The sequence below is a fragment of the Methylobacterium sp. HMF5984 genome (assembly GCF_045033435.1).
Lineage (GTDB): Bacteria > Pseudomonadota > Alphaproteobacteria > Rhizobiales > Beijerinckiaceae > Methylobacterium.
Map to the genome: position 1 here is coordinate 49066 of NZ_JBJFLN010000001.1, position 18376 is coordinate 67441.

The following is an 18376-nucleotide window of genomic DNA, read 5'->3' on the forward strand; positions in this document are numbered from 1 at the left end:
CGTCTAGCCGTTGGCGCCGGCTCCGGGAAGCGCGCCGACCGTGGCGCCGCGGCGCAGCACCCGGCTCGATTCGGAGACGATCACCGGCCGGCCGCCGGCGAAGCTCACCTCGAGCACCAGCTCGGCGACCCCTTGCGAGCGCGCGCCGCGGGCCGGGTTTCCGGCCCGGAAGTCGACCAGGGTGCGCACGACGCAGCTCTGCAGCGCCGCATTGCAGGCGGTGCGGGTGTCGTGCGGCTCGTAGCGCCGCTCGGGCCAGCGCTGCGCGAAGCGGCGCTTCTCGGCGAGCAGGGCCGCGAACGTCGTCATCCGCCCGTGGAAGCGCAGGCGCTCGCCGTAGAAGCGCGACGCGCCCGAGACCATGGCGCCGTTCGATCCGGAGAAGGAGGCGAGGTAATCCTCGGCCAGGCCCTGGGCCTGCCCGGCCCAGTCGGCGAAGCGCGGGTCGGCCGCCGCCTCGCGTGCGCCGGAGGGAATCCGCGGCGCGACGGTCAGCGCGTCGGCGGCCGGCGTGTCCGAGAGCCGCCGCGCCGAGCGACGGCGCAGGCGCGGGCGCTCGGCGCGCCGGCTCGGCCCCCCCATGGCGGCCCCGTCGCGCTCGGTCTCCGCGAAGGCGGGCGCCGGGCTCGCCGCGTTCCCGCTGGGCTGCGCCGTCTCGCGATCCGGCTTCGCATTCCGACCGGTGCCGGCCGCGGTCTCGGAGGCCGGCCGCGTCGACTCCCGTGCTGGGGGCTGTTGCGCTTGCGACTGCGGCTCGGCCTTGGGCGCCGGCGTGCCGGGCGCGACCTTCGCCGGCGGATCGACCCAGGCCGGAGGCGTCTGCGCCTGCGCTGCGCCGGCGGCGAGGATCAGGCCGAGCGCGATCGTGGAACGCCGGGCGCCGAAGCGCGGGAGATCAGAGCACATGGGATCACCGGATGGTGGCCGAACGTTGAACGGGGCGTTTTAGAACGGCCGAGGTTAACGCAAGCGGGTGGGCGGCTGGTTCCGTCGGACCGGCACGCCGTCGCGGATCGACCGCCTTCGGCATCGACGGGTCGCGCGAATCGCGTCCGGTGCCGGCGGACGCCCGCGATTGCGCCGGCCGATCGGGAGCGCAAGACCGCGCCAAGACCACGCCAAGACCGCGCGAAGCACGCGCGCGTCCCCTCCCCGACGGGCGCGCAGTCCGCCCGGTGGACCCGGTCGCTCGAGGCACCCGGCCGGGCCGGGCCGAAGGCTTCAGTCCTGATCGATGCGAGCGGAAGACCGTCCAAGCCGCGGAAACCGCCGCCCCGGCCCATGGGAAGCGCGCGATTGCGCGGGCGCCGGGGTTGAGATCGATCGGCGGGTACGCCACCTAGGCCGTATTCCGGGTCCGGGCCCCTCTGGCGGTCGAGGCGTCGACCGTGATGTCGGATCTCTGCCACGCCGTCGCCCCCGCGCCCCCGCGGGGGGGGCGAACGCGCCGAAGGGCTGCCGCTTGTCCGATTCGCAAACTCGATCCGGGATGCCGGAGGTTTTCCGATGAGCGCGGGCGTTCCTCCCCATGACGATGCAGCGGGCCGCCGCAGGGCGCTGCTGCTGTGCAACCCGAAGGCCCGCAACGGCGGCGGCGCGATCGACGCCGTGCGCGACGCGCTGCGCGCGGGCGGGCTCGACCTGGTCGAGCCGGAGCCCGAGCGCGATGGTTGCGCGGTGATCCGGCGGCACGCGCACGACGTCGACCTCGTGATCCTCGGCGGCGGCGACGGCACCATGAACGCGGCGGCACCCGCCCTGGTCGAGACCGGGCTGCCGTTGGGCATCCTGCCGCTCGGCACCGCCAACGACCTCGCCCGCTCCCTCGGCCTGCCGCTCGACCCGGTGGCGGCCGCGGAGCTGATCACCACGGCGGCGGCGCAGCCGGTCGATCTCGGCTGGGTCAACGGGCACTACTTCTTCAACGTGGCGAGCATCGGCTTCTCGGCGGATCTGGCCGGCGGGCTCACCGCGGAATCGAAGAAGAAATGGGGCACGGTCGGCTACGCCATCGCCGCCTTCCGGGTGCTGCGCCGGGTGCGGCCCTTCACGGTGACGATCGAGCACGACGGAAAGCGCGAGCGCGTCACCACGATCCAGGCCTCGGTCGGCAACGGGCGCCACTACGGCGGCGGCATGACGGTGGAGGAGACCGCCACCGTCGACGACGGCAAGCTCGACTTCTACTCGCTCGAGGTGAAGCACTGGTGGCGGCTGCTCGCGCTGCTGCCGGCGCTCCGCCGCGGCACCCATGGCAGGGCCGAGGACGTGCGCGCCTTCCAGACCACCGAGGTGGTGCTGAGCACGCGCAAGCCGCGGGCCGTCAACACCGACGGCGAGCTCACCACCCACACCCCGGCGCATTTCAAGGTCTTCCCGAAGATCCTGAGGATCTACGCGCCGGATGCCGCCCGCCGGCCGGGCACCGCGAACCGGCTCTCGCCGCGCTGAGGCGCGCGCGCTTCGAGGGAGGGGCCCGATGGACCATCTCGTTCAGCTCGCCGCCGACCCGACGGTGTGGGCCGCGCTCGCGACCCTCGTGGTGATGGAGGTGGTGCTCGGGATCGACAACCTGATCTTCATCTCGATCCTGACGAACAAGCTGCCGCCCGAGCACCAGGCGCAGGCGCGCCGCATCGGCATCGGGCTCGCCCTGGTGCTGCGGCTCGGGCTGCTCGGCACGGTCGCCTTCATCGTGCAGCTGACGAGCCCGGTCTTCCAGGTCGCCGGCCACGCCTTCTCCTGGCGCGACCTGATCCTTCTCGCCGGCGGCCTGTTCCTGCTGTGGAAGGCCACCAGCGAGATCCATCACAGCGTCGACCCGCCGCCGAAGAAGGCGACGGGCGCCGCGGCGATCGGCTTCGCCGCGGCGATCGGCCAGATCCTGCTGCTCGACCTCGTCTTCTCGATCGACTCGATCATCACCGCGGTGGGCATGACCGAGCACGTGCCGGTGATGATGATCGCCGTGATCGTGGCGGTGATCGTGATGCTGGTGGCCGCCGAGCCGCTCTCGGCCTTCATCGCCCGGAACCCGACCGTGGTGATGCTGGCGCTCGGCTTCCTGATCATGATCGGCATGACGCTGATCGCCGAAGGCTTCGGGGCGCACGTGCCGAAGGGCTACATCTACACCGCGATGGCGTTCTCGGCCGGCGTCGAGGGGCTGAACATGCTGGTGCGGCGGCGGCGACGAACCTGAGCGGCGGAGCGGTTTCTCCCTCCCCCCTTAAGCGGGGGAGGGAAGAGGCACGGCGCATATGAAAAAGGCCCCGATCCAAGGATCGGGGCCTTCTTTTTCGTCCGAAGGCCCGAAAACGCTCAGGTGTTCATCGAGTCGAAGAAGTCGCCGTTGCTCTTGGTCTGGCGCAGCTTGTCCATCAGGAACTCGATCGCGTCGGTGACGCCCATCGGGTTGAGGATGCGGCGCAGCACGTAGGTCTTCTTGAGCGCGTCCGGGGGAACCAGCAGCTCCTCCTTGCGGGTGCCCGAGCGGGTGATGTCGATCGCCGGGAAGATGCGCTTGTCCGAGACCTTGCGGTCCAGGATGATCTCGGAGTTGCCGGTGCCCTTGAACTCCTCGAAGATCACCTCGTCCATGCGCGAGCCGGTGTCGATCAGCGCGGTGGCGATGATCGAGAGCGAGCCGCCCTCCTCGATGTTGCGGGCCGCGCCGAAGAAGCGCTTCGGGCGCTGCAGCGCGTTGGCGTCGACGCCGCCGGTGAGCACCTTGCCCGACGACGGCACCACGGTGTTGTAGGCGCGCCCGAGGCGGGTGATCGAATCCAGCAGGATGACCACGTCGCGGCCGTGCTCGACCAGGCGCTTGGCCTTCTCGATCACCATCTCGGCGACCTGCACGTGGCGGGTGGCCGGCTCGTCGAAGGTCGAGGCGATGACCTCGCCCTTCACCGAGCGGATCATGTCGGTGACCTCCTCCGGCCGCTCGTCGATGAGCAGCACGATGAGGTAGCATTCCGGGTGGTTGATGGTGATCGACTGCGCGATGTTCTGCATCAGCACGGTCTTGCCGGTGCGCGGCGGCGCGACGATCAGCGCGCGCTGGCCCTTGCCGATCGGGGCGACGATGTCGATGATGCGGGGCGAGAAGTCCTTCTTCGGCGGCGCGTCGAGCTCCAGCTTGAAGCGCTGGGTCGGGAACAGCGGCGTCAAGTTGTCGAAGTGGACCTTGTGCTTGATCTTCTCCGGGTTCTCGAAGTTGATCGTGTTGACCTTGAGCAGCGCGAAGTAGCGCTCGCCGTCCTTGGGGCCGCGGATCGGGCCTTCGACCGTGTCGCCGGTGCGCAGGCCGAAGCGGCGGATCTGGGTCGGCGAGATGTAGATGTCGTCCGGGCCCGGCAGGTAGTTCGATTCCGACGAGCGCAGGAAGCCGAACCCGTCCTGCAGCACCTCGCAGGTGCCGGCGCCGATGATCTCGACCTCCTTGGCCGCGAGCTGCTTCAGGATCGCGAACATCAGCTCGGCCTTGCGCATGGTCGAGGCGTTCTCGACCTCGACCTCCTCGGCGAAGGCGATCAGGTCGGTCGGCGTCTTGGACTTGAGGTCCTGGAGCTTGACCTCGCGCATGGCGTCGAGGTCGGAGGCAGCGAGTGCGCCCTCGGTCGACGGGGTCGGGTCGGGCAAGTTCGAGTCGGGCAAGTTCGAGCCTGGGATGTCCGCGAGGGCGGAGACGTCGGACTGTTCGTTCATGGGATGTCTTGAACCGACGAAAGCGAAGGTTGAGGCAGGGAGCCTGGCAATCGGGAGAGGGCGCCGGATGTCTGGCCGCAAACGGTTGCGGCGGACCCGTGCATCGTCTGGGCGGAGCCCCGGGGGCTCACGGATGCGGCGGCGGCGCTTTTTTTAGGAGGGCAGACCACGCATATCGCGTTTTCGATGCCGGCTCAAGGGGGTGGGTTTCCGAGGCCTCGCTCCGACCGGGGGCTCGCGCGGAGCGGGCGGATCGGAGCGATGGGCGTCGCGGTCGCGGAACCCGCCGTCGTCATCCCGGGGCGCCGCGGACCTGCCCGGCATCCAGAACCGCAGGTCGCGCTGAAGATGGCGCCGGCGGCGGCTCCGGATCCCGGGCTCTGCTGCGCAGCCCCGGGATGGCAGGGTCGGTCTCGTACCGAGAGGTGAGAAAGCCGTCTCGAAGCGGATGGCCGGATCGGCCAATCCCCGCAGGACCGGATCGCTCGACGCACGACGCGCCCCCTCCCCCGTGCGGGAGAGGGGGCGCGTCGCCCGCTGCGATGCGGGGACGGGGTCGTTCGGTGCGCGCCTACGCCGCCTTGCGGCCGCCCTTCTTGCCGGCGGGCTCCTCGGTCGGCTCGGTGCCGTCGAGGTTGAGCTTCTCGGCGATCTCCGAGAGCAGCGCGTCGGTCTTCTTCTCCTCCTGCAGGGTCTCGTCGAGGAGCTTGGCCGCGTCGGCGTAGCCGAGCTGGGCGGCCCAGGTCTTCAGGGTGCCGTAGCGGGCGATCTCGTAGTGCTCGACCGCCTGGGCGCAGGCCGCCAGCACCGCGTCGGCGGCGGGGCTGTCGCCGAAATCCTCCAGGTCCTCCTCCATCTCGGAGGTGATGCCCTGCATCGCCTCGCAGGTCTTGGCGCGGGCCGGCTTGCCGATGATCTCGAACACCTGGCCGAGCCGCTCGACCTGGTTAGCGCTCTCCTCGGCATGGGTCTCGAAGGCCTGGCGGAGCTCGGCATGCTCGGCGGCCTTGGCCGACTTCTTGAGCGCCTTCACCGACTGCTTCTCGGCGTAGTAGACGTCCTTCAACGTCTCGTAGAACGCATCGTGCAGCGTCTTCGGCTTGGTGGCCATGGCGGATGTCCTTCGGGTGCGTCGCGGGCGGCCCGCGACGGCAGGCGGCCCCTGGGCTGCCAACCCGCCGCCCCCGCATCGGCTCCCGACGAAATATCGCCCCCTGTGGAGGAACCGAACGCCGTCGGGCGGCGGCGGACGTCGGCCGAGGACGGCGCGTGCCGTTCAGCCGACAGCCCGCTGCAGCGCGTGCGAGGGAGGGGGCACGGCATGACCGAGCTCGCGAGCCATGGCGATCCACGCGTCGATCGCGTCGCGGACGTTCACGAGCGCTTCCTCGGGCGTCTCGCCGTCCGACATGCAGCCGGGGAGATCGGGCACGGTCGCAGCGAAGCCGCCGCCGTCGTCCTGGGTCAGTGGGGAGATCACCACGGGGTAGGTGAGTTCGCTCATGGCGCGGCTCCGACCTTGTCGATGAACCGAACAAGTTCGCGGATATACCACCCCTTGATCGGCCGAGCGGCGGGGATCGTCAACTTTTCGAATTGCGACCGGTGGCCGACCTGATAGTGCGAACCGCCGCCCCGTGGTGGATGGCAAGCTACGTCGAACTCGGCGCAGAGCGCAGCGATGTCCGACACGGTCCACCCAGCCGCGGGATTGGCCCGCATCGCTTCCAGGCGTTTCGACATGCAGCACCGCCTCCTGATTCGAAGGCAATCATTAACGGTGATGCGTTAATTCTTATTGATCCGGCATTTTATCGCGAATGGGTTAGGACCAAGTTAATCGCTGGAGCCACGTCAGCGATGTCCCGCCTGGTCGGATATCCGCGCGACGATCCGCGCCACCTCCGCCTCGGCGGCGGCGAAGCCGAGGCTCGTATCGATCACGTAGTCGGCCCGCGCCCGCTTCTCGGCGTCCGGCATCTGCTTGGCGCGGATCGCCTCGAAGGCGGCCTCGGTCATGCCGGGGCGGGCGAGCACCCGGGCGCGCTGCACCGCGGGCGGCGCGGTGACCACGAGGACGGCGTCGCAGCGGGTCTCGCCGCCGGTCTCGTAGAGCAAGGGGACGTCGAGCAGCACCAGCGGCGCGGCCGCGTGGCGCTCGAGGAAGGCGTGGCCGGCGGCGCGGACCAGCGGATGGACCAGCCCTTCCAGCGTCGCGAGCCTGTCCGGCCGCCCGAGCACCGCGTCGCGCAGGCGGGTGCGGTCGACGCCGCCGTCGGGCGCGAGCGTGCCGGGGAAGGCGGCGCCGATCGCCTCGGCCGCCGCGCCGCCCGGCCCGTAGAGCGCATGCACCGCCGCGTCGGCGTCGTGCACCGGCACGAAGCGGGCGGCGAACATCGCCGCGGTGGCGGACTTTCCCATGCCGATCGAGCCGGTGAGCCCGAGCACGAACGGTTTTTTGCGCGCGGTGTCGCTCATCCAGGCCAATCTATCCCGGCAGGTCGGCCACGACGACGGCGCGCAGGGCCTCCGTCACCGCCGGGCGCACGCCGAACCAGGCTTCGAAGCCGGGCACGGCCTGGTGCAGCAGCATCCCGAGCCCGTCGACGGCGGCAAGGCCGCGGGCGCGGGCGGCGGCAAGCAGCGGCGTCTCCAGCGGCACGTAGACGATGTCGGCCACCGCCGCGCGGGCCGGCAGCGGGCCGAGGTCGAGGCCGAGCGGCGGCTGGCCGGCCATGCCGAGGGCGGTGGTGTTCACCAGGAGCCCGGCCTCCGGCATCGCCTCTGGGATCGCGTCCCAGGCGATCGCGGTGGCGATGCCGGGGGCCAAGGCCGCCACGGCCTCCGCCCGCTCGCGGGTGCGGTTGGCGACCACGATCCGCGCCAGGCCGCGCTCGGCCAGGCCGACGACGATGGCGCGCGCCGCCCCGCCGGCCCCGAGCACCAGCGCGGCGCCGGCCCGCTCGGGCCAGCCTTCGCCGAGGTTCCGGTCGAGATGCGCGGCGAAGCCCGGCGCGTCGGTGTTGTCGCCGGCGATGCGCCCGTCGGCGCCGACGACCAGCGTGTTGACCGCGCCGATCGCCCGCGCCCGCGGCGTCAGGCTGTCGCTCAGCGCGAAGGCCGCCTCCTTGTGCGGGATCGTGACGTTGCCGCCGGCAAAACCCGATTCCGGTAGCCGGCGAAAGAACTCGGCGAAGTCCGCCGGCGCGACGGCGATGCGCGCGTAGCTGCCGGCGATCCCGTGCTCGGCCAGCCAGTGCCCGTGGATCAGCGGCGAGCGCGAATGCGCGATCGGGTGGCCGACGACGAAGGCGCGTCTCACGCGACGCACTCCCGCGCGAGGAGGCAGGGCGGCCCGCCGGCCTCCTCGATCTGCACCGTGGCGTGGGCGATGCCGAAGCGGGCGCGCAGGGCCTCGGCGATCTCCACGAGGAAGCCGTTGCCCGGATGGCCGTCCGCCATCACGAGATGGGCCGTCAGCGCGATCTCGGTGGTGCTCATCGGCCAGATGTGGAGGTCGTGCAGGCCCGAGACCCCGGGACGGGCGCCGAGATAGGCGCGCACCGCGTCCGGGTCGATGCCCGGCGGCACCGCGTCGAGGGACATCGCGACGCTGTCGCGCAGCAGGCCCCAGGTCGCCCAGACGATGAGCCCGGCGACGACGAGGCTGACGGCGGGGTCGATCCAGTCGAGGCCGGTGGCGAGGATGATCAGGCCGGCGAGCACGACGCCGGCCGAGACCGCGGCGTCGGCGGCCATGTGCAGGAAGGCGCCGCGGATGTTGATGTCGCCCTTGGCGCCCGACGCGAACAGCCAGGCGGTGACCCCGTTCACCAGGATGCCGAGGCCGGCCACCACCATCACCGTGGTGCCGACCACCGGCTCGGGATGGATCAGGCGCGAGACCGCCTCCCACAGGATCGCGCCGGTGGCGACGAGCAGGAACACGGCGTTGAACAGGGCGGCCAGGATCGACGAGCCGCGCAGGCCGTAGGTGAAGCGCGCGGTCGAGCGGCGCTTGACCAGCACCGAGGCGACCCAGGCGGCCACCAGCCCGAGCACGTCGGAGAGGTTGTGGCCGGCATCGGCCACCAGCGACATCGAGTTGGCGGCCCATCCATAGCCGGCTTCGATCACCACGAAGGCGGCGTTGAGCCCGATGCCGATGGCGAAGGCACGTCCGAAGCTCGCCGGCGCGTGGACGTGGCCGTGGCCGCCATGACCATGTCCGGCATGACTGTGCCCGGCATGGTCGTGACCCGCGTGGTCATGCGCACCGTGATCATGGCCGGCATGGTCGTGGCCCCGGTCGTGCCCCGCATCGGGATGCCGGTGCCCGGCAGGGTCGTGGTGATCGTGTCCCGCCATGTCGCGTCCCTAGAATGCCAGGAGGCCCTTGGCCCGCAGCCGCGCGAGCAGCGGCAGCAGCGGCAGGCCCAGGATGGTGCTGTGGTCGCCCTCGACCCGCTCGAACAGATGGATGCCGAGCCCTTCGAGCTGGTAGCCGCCGACGCTCGCCCGCACGCGCTCCGCGCCCGCCAGCGCCACATAAGTCGCGATCGCCTGGGGATCGAGCGGGCGCAGGGTCAGGCGCGCGGTCTCGACGAAGCTCTCGACCGCGCCGTCCTGCGCCAGGGCGACCGCCGCGTGCAGGAGGTGGGTGCGCCCGGCCAGGCGCGCCAGCTGCGCGCGCGCCGCGTCCAGGCCCGCGGCCTTGTGGAACACTGCGCCGTCGCAGGCGAGCACCTGGTCGGCCCCGACGACGACGCGGCCGGGATGCCGCCCGGCGACCGCCACCGCCTTGGCCTCGGCAAGCCGCAGCGCCAAGGCCTCGGGCGAAAGGGTCCCGGACGAAGTCCCGGGATCCGGGCCGGCGCAGGCCGCCTCGACCGCGCGCTCGTCGACGCCCGGCGCCGTCGTCTCGACGGCCAGGCCGGCGCTCTCCAGCAGCATCCGCCGCGTCGGGCTGGTCGAGGCGAGGAGGAGCGGCGCGGACCCGAGCCAGGGGGAGGAAGGCTGCATCCCGCCGGAGTGTCACGGATCGGCGCGCGCCCGCAAGCCGATCGTCGCCGGGCGCGACGCGCAAAGCCCCGCCGTCCGGGATGAACCGGGCGACGAGGCCGGCGGGACCGATACGCGACGCTGGCCCCGAGACGGGTCTACCGCGACCCGGGTTAGCGGGTGGTCAACGGGGTGGGTGTGCGTTGCGGGACGGGCCGCGGGCCCAGCATCGGGCCGACGAAGTGTCGCTTCGAAGCTGCATCGCTGCTCACGCCGGCGATACGCCGCCCGCGCGTCCTTGCCGGAAGGCGGCGCGCGCCCACGGAATGGCCCGGATCGCCCAGGCGACCGGCCGATCGCGGGAAAGCCTCTATCGCGCCCTGTCGAACCGCGGGAATCCGCAGCTCGCGACCTTCATGGGCGTGCTCCGGGCCTCGGGCCTGGAGCCCAGCATCCGCCCGGCCGGCAGCAGGGCGGGCGTGAGGGCCGGCCTCACGCCGCGATGAACTTCAGCCGGTGGTCGCGGTAGAGGTCGAGGATCGCGGCGGCGGTCTCCTCGATCGAGCGGCGGGTGACGTCGATGGTCGGCCAGCGGTTCTTGCTGAACAGGCGGCGCGAGGCGGTGATCTCGTCGGCGACCGCGTCCTTGTCGACGTACATCGAGGAATCGTCGGCCTTGAGGCTGAGCAGCCGGTTCTGGCGGATCTGGACGATGCGCTCGGGCGACGCGATCAGCCCGACGACGAGGGCCTTGCGCACCCGCTCCAGCGCCGGCGGCAGCGGCATGCCGGGCACGAGCGGCAGGTTGGTGGTCTTGAGCCCGCGGTTGGCGAGGTAGATCCCCGTCGGCGTCTTCGAGGTGCGGCTGACCCCGATCAGGATCACGTCGGCCTCCTCGAGGTCGTCGGGCAGGTTGCCGTCGTCGTGGGCCAGGGTGAAGTTCATCGCGTCGATGCGCTTGAAGTACTCCGCGTTGAGCGTGTGCTGCGCCCCCGGCCGCGCCGCCTTCTGGGTGCCGAGGTAGGATTGCAGCAGGTTGTGCACCGGCTGCAGCACCGACAGGCAGGGCGAGCTCGATTCCCGGCACGCGCTCTCCAGCCGCTCGCCGAGATCGCCGCCGACGAGGGTGTAGAGCACGAGGCCCGGCGCCGCCTGGATCTCCGAGATCACCCGCTCGAGCTGCGGCCCGGAGCGCACCAGCGGGTAGACGTGCTCGATCGCCGAGACGCCCTCGTACTGCGCGGCGGCCGCGCGGCCGACGTTGATCAGGGTCTCGCCGGTGGAATCCGAGACGAGGTGGAGGTGGAAGTAGCTGCGGCTCATATCCGTGCCCCTCGCCGCCCGCGCGCGTCCCCGCAGGGCGCCGACCGCATCCGGCGGCCGGAGGAGACGATGTCGGAACGCGCGGCCGCTCGAAGCATCCGGTCTCCTTGGAATCGGGAAAAAGGGACGAAACGCCCTTATCCACCGCCGGCCGTCAGGGGAGTCGATGAGTGTGGATAGGATGGCCCGCCGGCCCGGTCCAGCCGGAGACCGCGAAATCCATCGACTCCGGCGTCAACAGGCCGTCATCATCGGCATGGCGGAATCCCTGCGCCTGGGAGAATCCGGGACGCAGGCACGCGCACGGCTCCGTCGCACCGCGCAAGGCGCTGGCGGGACTGGCCTATCGCAAACATTAGCGGCAATCCGTTAAAGCCTGCTTAACGGCGTTGCGGCCGGGAGAGCCTGTGGACACGGTTGCGATCCCGTGACTCAGCCTCCAAGAGAAAAAACAGAGTCCTAGAATCTCTCTTCTCTAAGATAGAGCCGGCCTGGGGACGGCCTCGTCGCGCCGCGACGGGGACCGGACGAACGGGCCTTTCGAGAACGAGACCTGAGCCCGGCAGGGCGGAACGGGAGGCGGCATTGGGGGACAGGATGGCCACGCAGGGCACGGTGCAGGGTGGTCCCGACCGCAAGGTCCTCAGGGTGCTCGCCGGCGAGGCGGTCTCGCCGCCCCCCGCCTGGATGATGCGCCAGGCCGGGCGCTACCTGCCGGAGTACCGGGCGACGCGGGCGGAGGCCGGCTCGTTCCTGGACCTCTGCTACAGCCCGGACTTCGCCGTCGAGGTCACGCTGCAGCCGATCCGGCGCTTCGGCTTCGAGGCCTCGATCCTGTTCTCGGACATCCTCGTGATCCCGCACGCCCTCGGGCAGGACGTCCGCTTCGTCGAGGGCGAGGGGCCGCGCCTCGATCCGCTCGAAGGCCGGGCCGCGTTCGAGCGCCTGCGCCAGGCCGACGACCCGGCGATCTTCGCCCATCTCGCGCCGGTCTTCGAGACGGTGCGGCGCCTGCGGGCGGAGCTGCCGCCCGAGACCACGCTCCTGGGCTTCTGCGGGGGCCCCTGGACGGTGGCGAGCTACATGATCGGGGGACGGGGCACGCCGGACCTCGCGCCCGCCCGTGCGCTGGCCGAGGCCGACACGGGCCTGGTCGACGCGCTGATCGACCGCCTGGTCACGGTGCAGACGGCCTACCTCGTGCGCCAGCTCCGGGCCGGCGCCGACGCGGTGCAGATCTTCGAGTCGCATGCCGGCACGCTGCCGCCGGCGCTGCCGCCGGGCACGGCGCTGGTCGAGCCGGTGGGCGACGTCTCCGACAGCGCGCTCCCCGAGGAGACCGAGCGCGACGCGCTGAGCCGCTGGTCGTTCGGGCCGATCTCCCGGATGGTCGCCGGCATCCGCGCCGAGGTGCCGGATGCGAAGATCATCGTGTTCTGCCGCGGCGCCGGGCTCGAGGGCCATGCCCGGGTGGTGCCCGAGACCGGCGCCGACGCGGTCGGCGTCGACTGGTCGATCGACCTCAAGGCCCTGCGCGACCGGGTGCCGGCGACGACGGTGACCCAGGGCAACGTCCACCCCGACACGCTCATCGAAGGCGGCGCGGCCCTCGACGCCGCCGTCGACGCGGTGCTCGAGGCCACCCGCGGCCTGCCGCACATCTTCAACCTCGGCCACGGCATCACCCCGCAGACGCCGGTGGCCCACGTGGAGCAGATGCTGGCGCGGTTGAGGGGCGGCTCGCCGTCCTCCTGAAAAGCTCCCGAGAGGCCGCGCATCCCCTCGCCCCGCCTGCGGGGAGAGGGCCGCGACGACCTCGTCGTCGTCGCGGCGAGGCGGCAGCCGACGGTGAGGGGGCTTCGACGGCGGAGCCTCGTTCGTCCGCGCCCCCTCACCGCCGCTTCGGCTTCGCCGCCGCTTCCCACAGGCACGACGAGGTGCCTGTGGGCCTCTCCCCGCGTGCGGGGAGAGGGGAAACGCGCCCTATCCGTGCGATGTCGGAGACGTGCGCCCTGCCCGACCATCCCATCCGGAACCCTCGCCCGTGCTCGACACCCTCTATCCCTGGATCAAGGCGTTCCACGTCGTCGCGGTGATCGCGTGGATGGCCGGGATGCTCTACCTGCCGCGGCTGTTCGTCTATCACGCCGCCCTCCCCCCCGGGCCGGGCGCGGCGGCGCAGTCGGCGACGTTCAAGGTGATGGAGCGGCGCCTGCTCAAGGCGATCATGAACCCGGCGATGATCGTCACCTGGGTGCTCGGGCTGACGCTGGCCTGGACCAGCGGCGCCTACGTCACCGGGTGGCTCCAGGCGAAGTTCCTGCTGGTGCTGGCGATGAGCGGCATCCACGGCTGGCTCGCCCGGATGGTCAAGGACTTCGCCGCCGACCGGAACACCCGCGGCCATAAGTTCTACCGGGTGCTCAACGAGGTGCCGACGCTGCTGATGATCGTCATCGTCGTGCTGGTGATCGTGAAGCCCGGGCTCTAGGCCATGTTCGAGTGCGATGGATGCCGGATGGAAAGACACCTTCGATCGCCGTGCGGCCGCGTCCGCGCGCCGGGTCGGGACGATCCGTCGTCCCGGCTCGGCGCGCACATCGATCGGCTGGCGGCAGAGGATCGATCCGGACCTCAGTAGCCCCAGTACCGGAGCCGCTGCGCGTACCCGGCGTCCCGGTAGGACTGAACGCGGCGAACATGGGCGGCGTGCGCGTAGGCATCGGCCGCCGCGTAATCCCCGTACAGCGCCGCGACGTTGGCGGCATGCTGATCGCGTCGGGCCTGGATGGCGCGGACGTCGGCGGCGTGCGCGGCCTGATCCGACGCGTACTGAGCGCAAGCGCCCGTATTCAGGAGGACGAGCGCGCCGAGCGCGACAGATACCGACTTGATGGTGGAAGTCTTGCTCTTGATCTTCATGGGAACACCTCAAGGAGCGACGCTTGTTCCGCACGTCGCACCGCGATCACACCTCGCAGCGTGTTAATCCGGCATGAACTACCGCTGGTTGGAAGCTGTCCGGGCGGGGAGATGATCTGGCCGATCCCGAATCCGGTCTCAGCGTGCAGGGCAGGCCCGAGCGCCGCCCGAACGCGATGCCGGCGAGGGCGGTTCGGCGGTCGACGGGAGGCCGTCCGCATCCGGGGCGGGTCGAGGGGGGCGTCAACACCGGGGCGGCGAGAGCGGGGCGATCGCGGTCCGGAGATCGTCGGCGGAGGTCGAGCCATCCCCCGCCCGACGCGGCTGCGACCGCAGGGGGCCGTTCTGTCGGCGGCGCCGAAAGAAGCGATTTTTCCGTTCGGTTAACCCGGCCGGCATGCGATGGCGAACGCATCGCCGCCGCACCCCGTTGGACCGCCATGACCTTCGCCATCAAGCCGAGCCTCGTCCTGCCTGTCCTGCCCGCCCTCGCCCTGCCCGTCCTCGCCCTCCTGCTGGCCGCCGGGCCGGCCCGGGCCGCGAGCTTCGACTGCGAGGCGGCGAAGGCCGCCGACGAGCGGGCGGTCTGCACCACGCTCGCCCTGAACGACCGCGACGTCGAGATGGCGACCCGCTACGAGATCCTGAAGGACGTGCTGCCGATGGGCGGCCGCGCCAAGCTGCGCGACGACCAGGAGACCTGGCTCGCCGAGCGCCGCGCCTGCGCCGCCGACACCGCCTGCCTCAAGGCGATCTACGACGCGCGCCTGACGGTGCTGCGCGCGGTGCAGTCGGAATTCGCCAAGCAGGGGCCGCAATAGGCTTCCCAATGGGGCGAGATCTGTATCGAGACGCCCTACCGCGCTGCCCATTTGCAAGCATCGATCCGCCGACGGATCGCATTCATCGATCGAGCCAGCTGCGTACCTCCAGCGAGGCGTCCATCGTGACGGTAACGCCCGGGGCCGTCCCTGATCGGCCGGAGCACATCCTGGACATCGGACCCCTCCGAATGCAATGCCCGGGACCCTGATCAGGCCAAGCGCGCGCGGTCAGGGTAGAAGCACCTGCGACGATGGATTTCGAGCACCTACTCGGGCTTCACACCGGAACGCGCCGCGACCCGCTGCCGATCGTGAGCATAGACCCGCTGGTGGCGCGAGCTCTCGGAGCCGACGTACGGCAGGTGTTGCTGTCGGCCGCGACGATCCGCAAGCAACTCGTCCGCCACCGCGAATTGCCGATCAGCGTCTATCGAGCTCTCCCACCATGCCTCCTGCGCGGTGCCTACCGGCAGGATGGGCCGCGATCGGCGGTGGTGCTGTTCACAGAGCCTGTCGAGCCTGGCAGACACTTCCGAGCCTACGTGAAGGCGACGCAGGCCGGCCACGAACTCTACCTGACCTCGTTCCTGACGATGCGGGACCGGGACATGAGACGGGAGTTGCGCAAGCCGTACCCGCTCATCCGGGCCGCCCTCTGACATGCGAAAGGAGGCCGAAGCCTCCTCACGCCGTGGGGCGGGGCCTGCCGGAACCCCGCAATGCGCTCCTGCCATCGATGGGGGACGGCAGTGCTACGGCAGGCAGATTGTCACCGTGTCGCCCACGAGAAGACATCTAGCACGGCACGGGGCGTCTTGCCAGATTGCAGCCGCTACAGCCGCGCCAGGAGCCGCTCCGCCAGCGGGTTCTCGGCGGCGAAGGCGTAGTCGATCCGGCGGACGGTGACGGCCTTGGCGCCGGCCCGGACCAGGGCGTCGGCGAGGTCGAACACCGCGTCCGCGGGACAGCGCATCACGATCTCGCCGTCGGCCCCGCGCGGGGCGCCGTAGGGCAGCTCGGCCTCGTGCAGGCCGCTGATGCTGGCGAGGTCAATCGCGCCGGAATCCGGCATCGCGGCGCGGACCTCGCGGGTGGTCCGCGCCCGCTCCTCGGCGGCGATCCGGCCGAGCACGGCGCGCAGCGCGTCGCGCTGGTGGGCGCCCCAGGGCGCGTTGAGCGAGGCGACGAGGTTGGCCTCCGAGCGCAGGATCACCCCGTCGTCGAGGATCTTCAGGGCGTTGGCGGCCAGCGTCGCGCCGGTGGTGGTGATGTCGACCACGATCTCGGCCGAGCCCGCGGCCGGCGCGCCCTCGGTGGCGCCCAGGCTCTCCACGATCCGGTAGTCGGCCACCCCCTTCTCCGCGAAGAAGCGGCGGGTGAGGTTGACGTACTTCGTGGCGATGCGCAGGCGCCGTCCGTGGCGGGCGCGCATCTCGGCGGCGACCTCGTCGAGGTCGGCCATGGCGCGCACGTCGATCCAGGCCTGGGGCACGGCCACCACCACGGTGGCGTTGCCGAAGCCGAGCGGCGTCAGGAGCTCGACCTGGCCGTGCGCGTCGGGCAGCGTCTCGCGGATCAGGTCCTCGCCGGTGATGCCGAGATGGGCCGCGCCCGAGGCGAGCTGGCTCGCGATCTCGGAGGCGGAGAGGTAGCGCACCTCGACGCCGGCCACGCCCACGAGCTTGCCGCGGTAGTCGCGCGCGCCCGCCCCCTGCGCCAGGCGCAGGCCGGCGCGGCCGAAGAAGGCGGCGGCGTTCTCCTGCAGCCGGCCCTTGGAGGGCACGGCCAGCACCAGGGGGGCGTCCGGGATGTCCATGGTCTCGCTCATCGGGCGGCTCCCGCCACGGGTCGGCCGGCTCCCGCCGCGGGGTCGACCCAGCGCGCGACGCGGTCGACCCAGAAGGTGCAGCCGACCGCCGGCTGCGCGGTCGCGCTGCCGAGATGGGTCAGGAGCCCGTCGTAGCGGCCGCCGCCGACCAGCACCGGGCCGGCGCGGTCCGTCGTCGCCGTCACCTCGAAGATGAAGCCGGTATAGTAGTCGAGGTTGCGCGCGAAGGCGCCGGAGAAGCGAAAACCCTCGAGCGCCAGGCCGCGGGCGGCGATGAAGCCGTTGCGCTCCTCGAACAGGTCGAGCGCCGCCTCGAGCGCGTCGTGGCGCAGGCCGGCGTCGCGGACGAGAGCCCGCAGGTCGCGGGCGGCGGCGTCCGGGTCGCCCCCGATCGCGCGGTAGCGGTCGACGAGCGCGCGGTTCTCGGCGTTCAGGCCGGCGCCGCCGTTGGCCTGGGCCGCGGCCTTGGCCAGGAACCGCTCGGCGATCTCGCCGGCGCTGCGCCCGCCCACCGCCGAGATCCCGGCGATCGCCAGCACGTCCTCGACGAAGGCGCGGACGCCGCGCGGGTCCTGGCCCTGGATCGCGGCGAGCAGGCCCGCATGCGGGTCCTCGGGCTGGGCGGCGTTGGTGACCGCGTCGAGCGAGCGCCCGGCCGCGAGCGCCCGCAGCGTCCGGCGCTTGGCGGCCGGCGGCACGCTCAGGGCCTCCAGCAGCGCCACCGTGAGCCCCATGTCGCCGAGGCGCACGCCCGGCGCCGCGTGCCCGAACAGGGCGAGGCCTTCCAGCGCGATGCCGAGCACCTCGGCGTCGGCGGCCGGCGTGTCGGTGCGGCCGATCGATTCGATGCCGGCCTGCAGGAACTCGTCGGGCTCGTCGGCCGCCAGCCGGAAGACCGGGCCGCAATAGCTGTAATCGGCCGCCTGCCCCTCGGCCTGCGCGCGATGCAGGCGGCAGACGGGGATCGTCAGCTCCGGCCGCAGGCACAGCTCGGCCCCGTCCGAGCCCTGCGTCACGAAGATGCGCCGGCGGATGTCCTCGCCGGACAGTTCCAGGAACGGCTCCACCGGCTGCAGCACCGGCGGCGTCACGAAGCGGTAGCCGCCCTGCGCGAGATGCGCCGAGAGCCGCGCCTGCGCGAGCCCGTCCGCCCCCATCTCTCCTGCCTGCGGTCGCGTCATGATCCTGCCCGTCGTCGTCGAGCGGTTCTGTAGCAACCGGAACCGGGCTTGGCGACCGCCCCGCCGCCGCGCACGGGCGCGAATGAACACGCAGGGGCGAACCTGTGGGACGCGGCGGCCGTGCGGCGCCCGGCGCACCAGCTATGATGCAGGCTCCCGACCCGACGACCCGACCCGATGGGAACCGACCCCGATGCGCGTCCTCCCCCTCGCCTTCCTGCCCGCGACCTTGGCCCTGGCGACCTAGGGACGTTGGCCCTGAAGACTTGGCCGCTCCTCGCCGCGCCGGCGCGGGCGGAAGTCCCTCGCGACGCGCTCCGGGGCGAGCGCAACGCGGACTACGCCGAGGCCGGCTGCTGCTTGCCGCACGCCGCGCGGGCTCCGCGCCTTCGGCAAGGCCGGCGGCCGCTACGGCGACATCGCCGACGTGCCGCTCCCGGCGCGAAACCGCGCCAAGGTCGCCGAGATCCAGCGCCGGGAGCGCGCCGCCGGCTGCCCGCGCTGAGGGGGCCGCAGCTCTTCCCTCCCCCGACGGATCTCGGGCTCGCCCGAGATCCGCACCCCGTGTGCCCCAGTCGGGCAGGCCC

General features: G+C 71.9%; 20 protein-coding genes. 7 read left to right on the forward strand and 13 right to left on the reverse strand.

What is annotated here, in order from left to right:
• Positions 1–3: 3 nt before the first annotated feature.
• A complete protein-coding gene (locus ACFZ8E_RS00240; protein ID WP_405041662.1) occupies positions 4–906 on the reverse strand; it encodes a hypothetical protein in 903 nt (300 codons plus the stop codon).
• Positions 907–1506: 600 nt separating this feature from the next.
• On the opposite strand from ACFZ8E_RS00240, the gene ACFZ8E_RS00245 reads away from it, so the two are divergent.
• On the forward strand, positions 1507–2451 hold the full coding sequence (locus tag ACFZ8E_RS00245) for a lipid kinase (RefSeq protein ID WP_243984133.1): 945 nt from the start codon (positions 1507–1509) through the stop codon (positions 2449–2451).
• A 28-nt stretch (positions 2452–2479) separates the two neighbouring features.
• The gene (locus ACFZ8E_RS00250; RefSeq protein ID WP_405041663.1) at positions 2480–3202 is read left to right on the forward strand and encodes a TerC family protein; all 723 of its coding nucleotides are present in this window, start codon (positions 2480–2482) and stop codon (positions 3200–3202) included.
• A gap of 119 nt (positions 3203–3321) precedes the next feature.
• On the opposite strand, the gene rho is transcribed toward ACFZ8E_RS00250, so the two are convergent.
• From rho to ACFZ8E_RS00290, 8 genes are all read right to left on the reverse strand, one after another.
• Positions 3322–4587, reverse strand: a complete 1266-nt coding sequence (gene rho / locus ACFZ8E_RS00255; protein WP_147728289.1) for a transcription termination factor Rho — start codon at positions 4585–4587, stop codon at positions 3322–3324.
• A gap of 694 nt (positions 4588–5281) precedes the next feature.
• Positions 5282–5821, reverse strand: coding sequence for a ferritin-like domain-containing protein (locus ACFZ8E_RS00260; RefSeq protein WP_147728285.1), 540 nt, complete (start codon positions 5819–5821; stop codon positions 5282–5284).
• Positions 5822–5986: 165 nt separating this feature from the next.
• Positions 5987–6214, reverse strand: a complete 228-nt coding sequence (locus ACFZ8E_RS00265; RefSeq protein WP_147728284.1) for a type II toxin-antitoxin system HicB family antitoxin — start codon at positions 6212–6214, stop codon at positions 5987–5989.
• Entirely contained in the window at positions 6211–6453 is a 243-nt protein-coding gene (locus ACFZ8E_RS00270) for a type II toxin-antitoxin system HicA family toxin (protein WP_405041664.1), read from the reverse strand. Before ACFZ8E_RS00270 ends, ACFZ8E_RS00265 begins: the two co-directional genes overlap by 4 nt.
• A 111-nt stretch (positions 6454–6564) precedes the next feature.
• A complete protein-coding gene (coaE, locus tag ACFZ8E_RS00275) occupies positions 6565–7188 on the reverse strand; it encodes a dephospho-CoA kinase (protein WP_147860016.1) in 624 nt (207 codons plus the stop codon).
• 10 nt (positions 7189–7198) lie between these two features.
• Positions 7199–8032, reverse strand: coding sequence for a shikimate dehydrogenase (locus ACFZ8E_RS00280; protein ID WP_243932821.1), 834 nt, complete (start codon positions 8030–8032; stop codon positions 7199–7201).
• Positions 8029–9078 carry a cation diffusion facilitator family transporter gene (locus ACFZ8E_RS00285; RefSeq protein ID WP_405041665.1) on the reverse strand — a complete coding sequence of 350 codons (1050 nt, stop codon included), beginning with the start codon at positions 9076–9078 and terminating at the stop codon, positions 8029–8031. Before ACFZ8E_RS00285 ends, ACFZ8E_RS00280 begins: the two co-directional genes overlap by 4 nt.
• Before the next feature lie 9 nt (positions 9079–9087).
• The gene (locus tag ACFZ8E_RS00290) at positions 9088–9732 is read right to left on the reverse strand and encodes a Maf family protein (RefSeq protein ID WP_405041666.1); all 645 of its coding nucleotides are present in this window, start codon (positions 9730–9732) and stop codon (positions 9088–9090) included.
• 80 nt (positions 9733–9812) lie between these two features.
• Here ACFZ8E_RS00290 and ACFZ8E_RS00295 point away from each other — a divergent pair, with 80 nt between their 5' ends.
• Complete coding sequence (locus ACFZ8E_RS00295) at positions 9813–10217, forward strand: DNA-binding protein (RefSeq protein ID WP_405041667.1); 405 nt, start codon at positions 9813–9815, stop codon at positions 10215–10217.
• On the opposite strand, the gene ACFZ8E_RS00300 is transcribed toward ACFZ8E_RS00295, so the two are convergent.
• On the reverse strand, positions 10204–11034 hold the full coding sequence (locus tag ACFZ8E_RS00300) for a pyruvate, water dikinase regulatory protein (protein ID WP_147728162.1): 831 nt from the start codon (positions 11032–11034) through the stop codon (positions 10204–10206). The genes ACFZ8E_RS00295 and ACFZ8E_RS00300 overlap by 14 nt on opposite strands.
• Positions 11035–11631: 597 nt before the next feature.
• On the opposite strand from ACFZ8E_RS00300, the gene ACFZ8E_RS00305 reads away from it, so the two are divergent.
• A complete protein-coding gene (locus ACFZ8E_RS00305; protein WP_405041668.1) occupies positions 11632–12789 on the forward strand; it encodes a uroporphyrinogen decarboxylase in 1158 nt (385 codons plus the stop codon).
• Between the two features lie 289 nt (positions 12790–13078).
• Positions 13079–13525: a protoporphyrinogen oxidase HemJ gene (hemJ, locus tag ACFZ8E_RS00310; protein ID WP_147728164.1), complete on the forward strand. Its 447-nt coding sequence runs from the start codon at positions 13079–13081 to the stop codon at positions 13523–13525.
• 143 nt (positions 13526–13668) lie between these two features.
• Here hemJ and ACFZ8E_RS00315 read toward each other — a convergent pair whose 3' ends face one another.
• Positions 13669–13956, reverse strand: coding sequence for a hypothetical protein (locus ACFZ8E_RS00315; RefSeq protein WP_243932815.1), 288 nt, complete (start codon positions 13954–13956; stop codon positions 13669–13671).
• A 440-nt stretch (positions 13957–14396) separates the two neighbouring features.
• Here ACFZ8E_RS00315 and ACFZ8E_RS00320 point away from each other — a divergent pair, with 440 nt between their 5' ends.
• Positions 14397–14777, forward strand: coding sequence for a lysozyme inhibitor LprI family protein (locus tag ACFZ8E_RS00320; RefSeq protein WP_405041669.1), 381 nt, complete (start codon positions 14397–14399; stop codon positions 14775–14777).
• A 254-nt stretch (positions 14778–15031) separates the two neighbouring features.
• Positions 15032–15439: a hypothetical protein gene (locus ACFZ8E_RS00325; RefSeq protein WP_405041670.1), complete on the forward strand. Its 408-nt coding sequence runs from the start codon at positions 15032–15034 to the stop codon at positions 15437–15439.
• A 173-nt stretch (positions 15440–15612) separates the two neighbouring features.
• Here the strand turns inward: ACFZ8E_RS00325 and hisG are convergent, their stop codons facing one another.
• Both hisG and ACFZ8E_RS00335 read right to left on the reverse strand, forming a co-directional pair.
• Positions 15613–16596: an ATP phosphoribosyltransferase gene (hisG, locus tag ACFZ8E_RS00330; protein ID WP_405044297.1), complete on the reverse strand. Its 984-nt coding sequence runs from the start codon at positions 16594–16596 to the stop codon at positions 15613–15615.
• A gap of 8 nt (positions 16597–16604) precedes the next feature.
• Positions 16605–17789 carry an ATP phosphoribosyltransferase regulatory subunit gene (locus ACFZ8E_RS00335; RefSeq protein ID WP_243932809.1) on the reverse strand — a complete coding sequence of 395 codons (1185 nt, stop codon included), beginning with the start codon at positions 17787–17789 and terminating at the stop codon, positions 16605–16607.
• Positions 17790–18376: the final 587 nt, after the last annotated feature.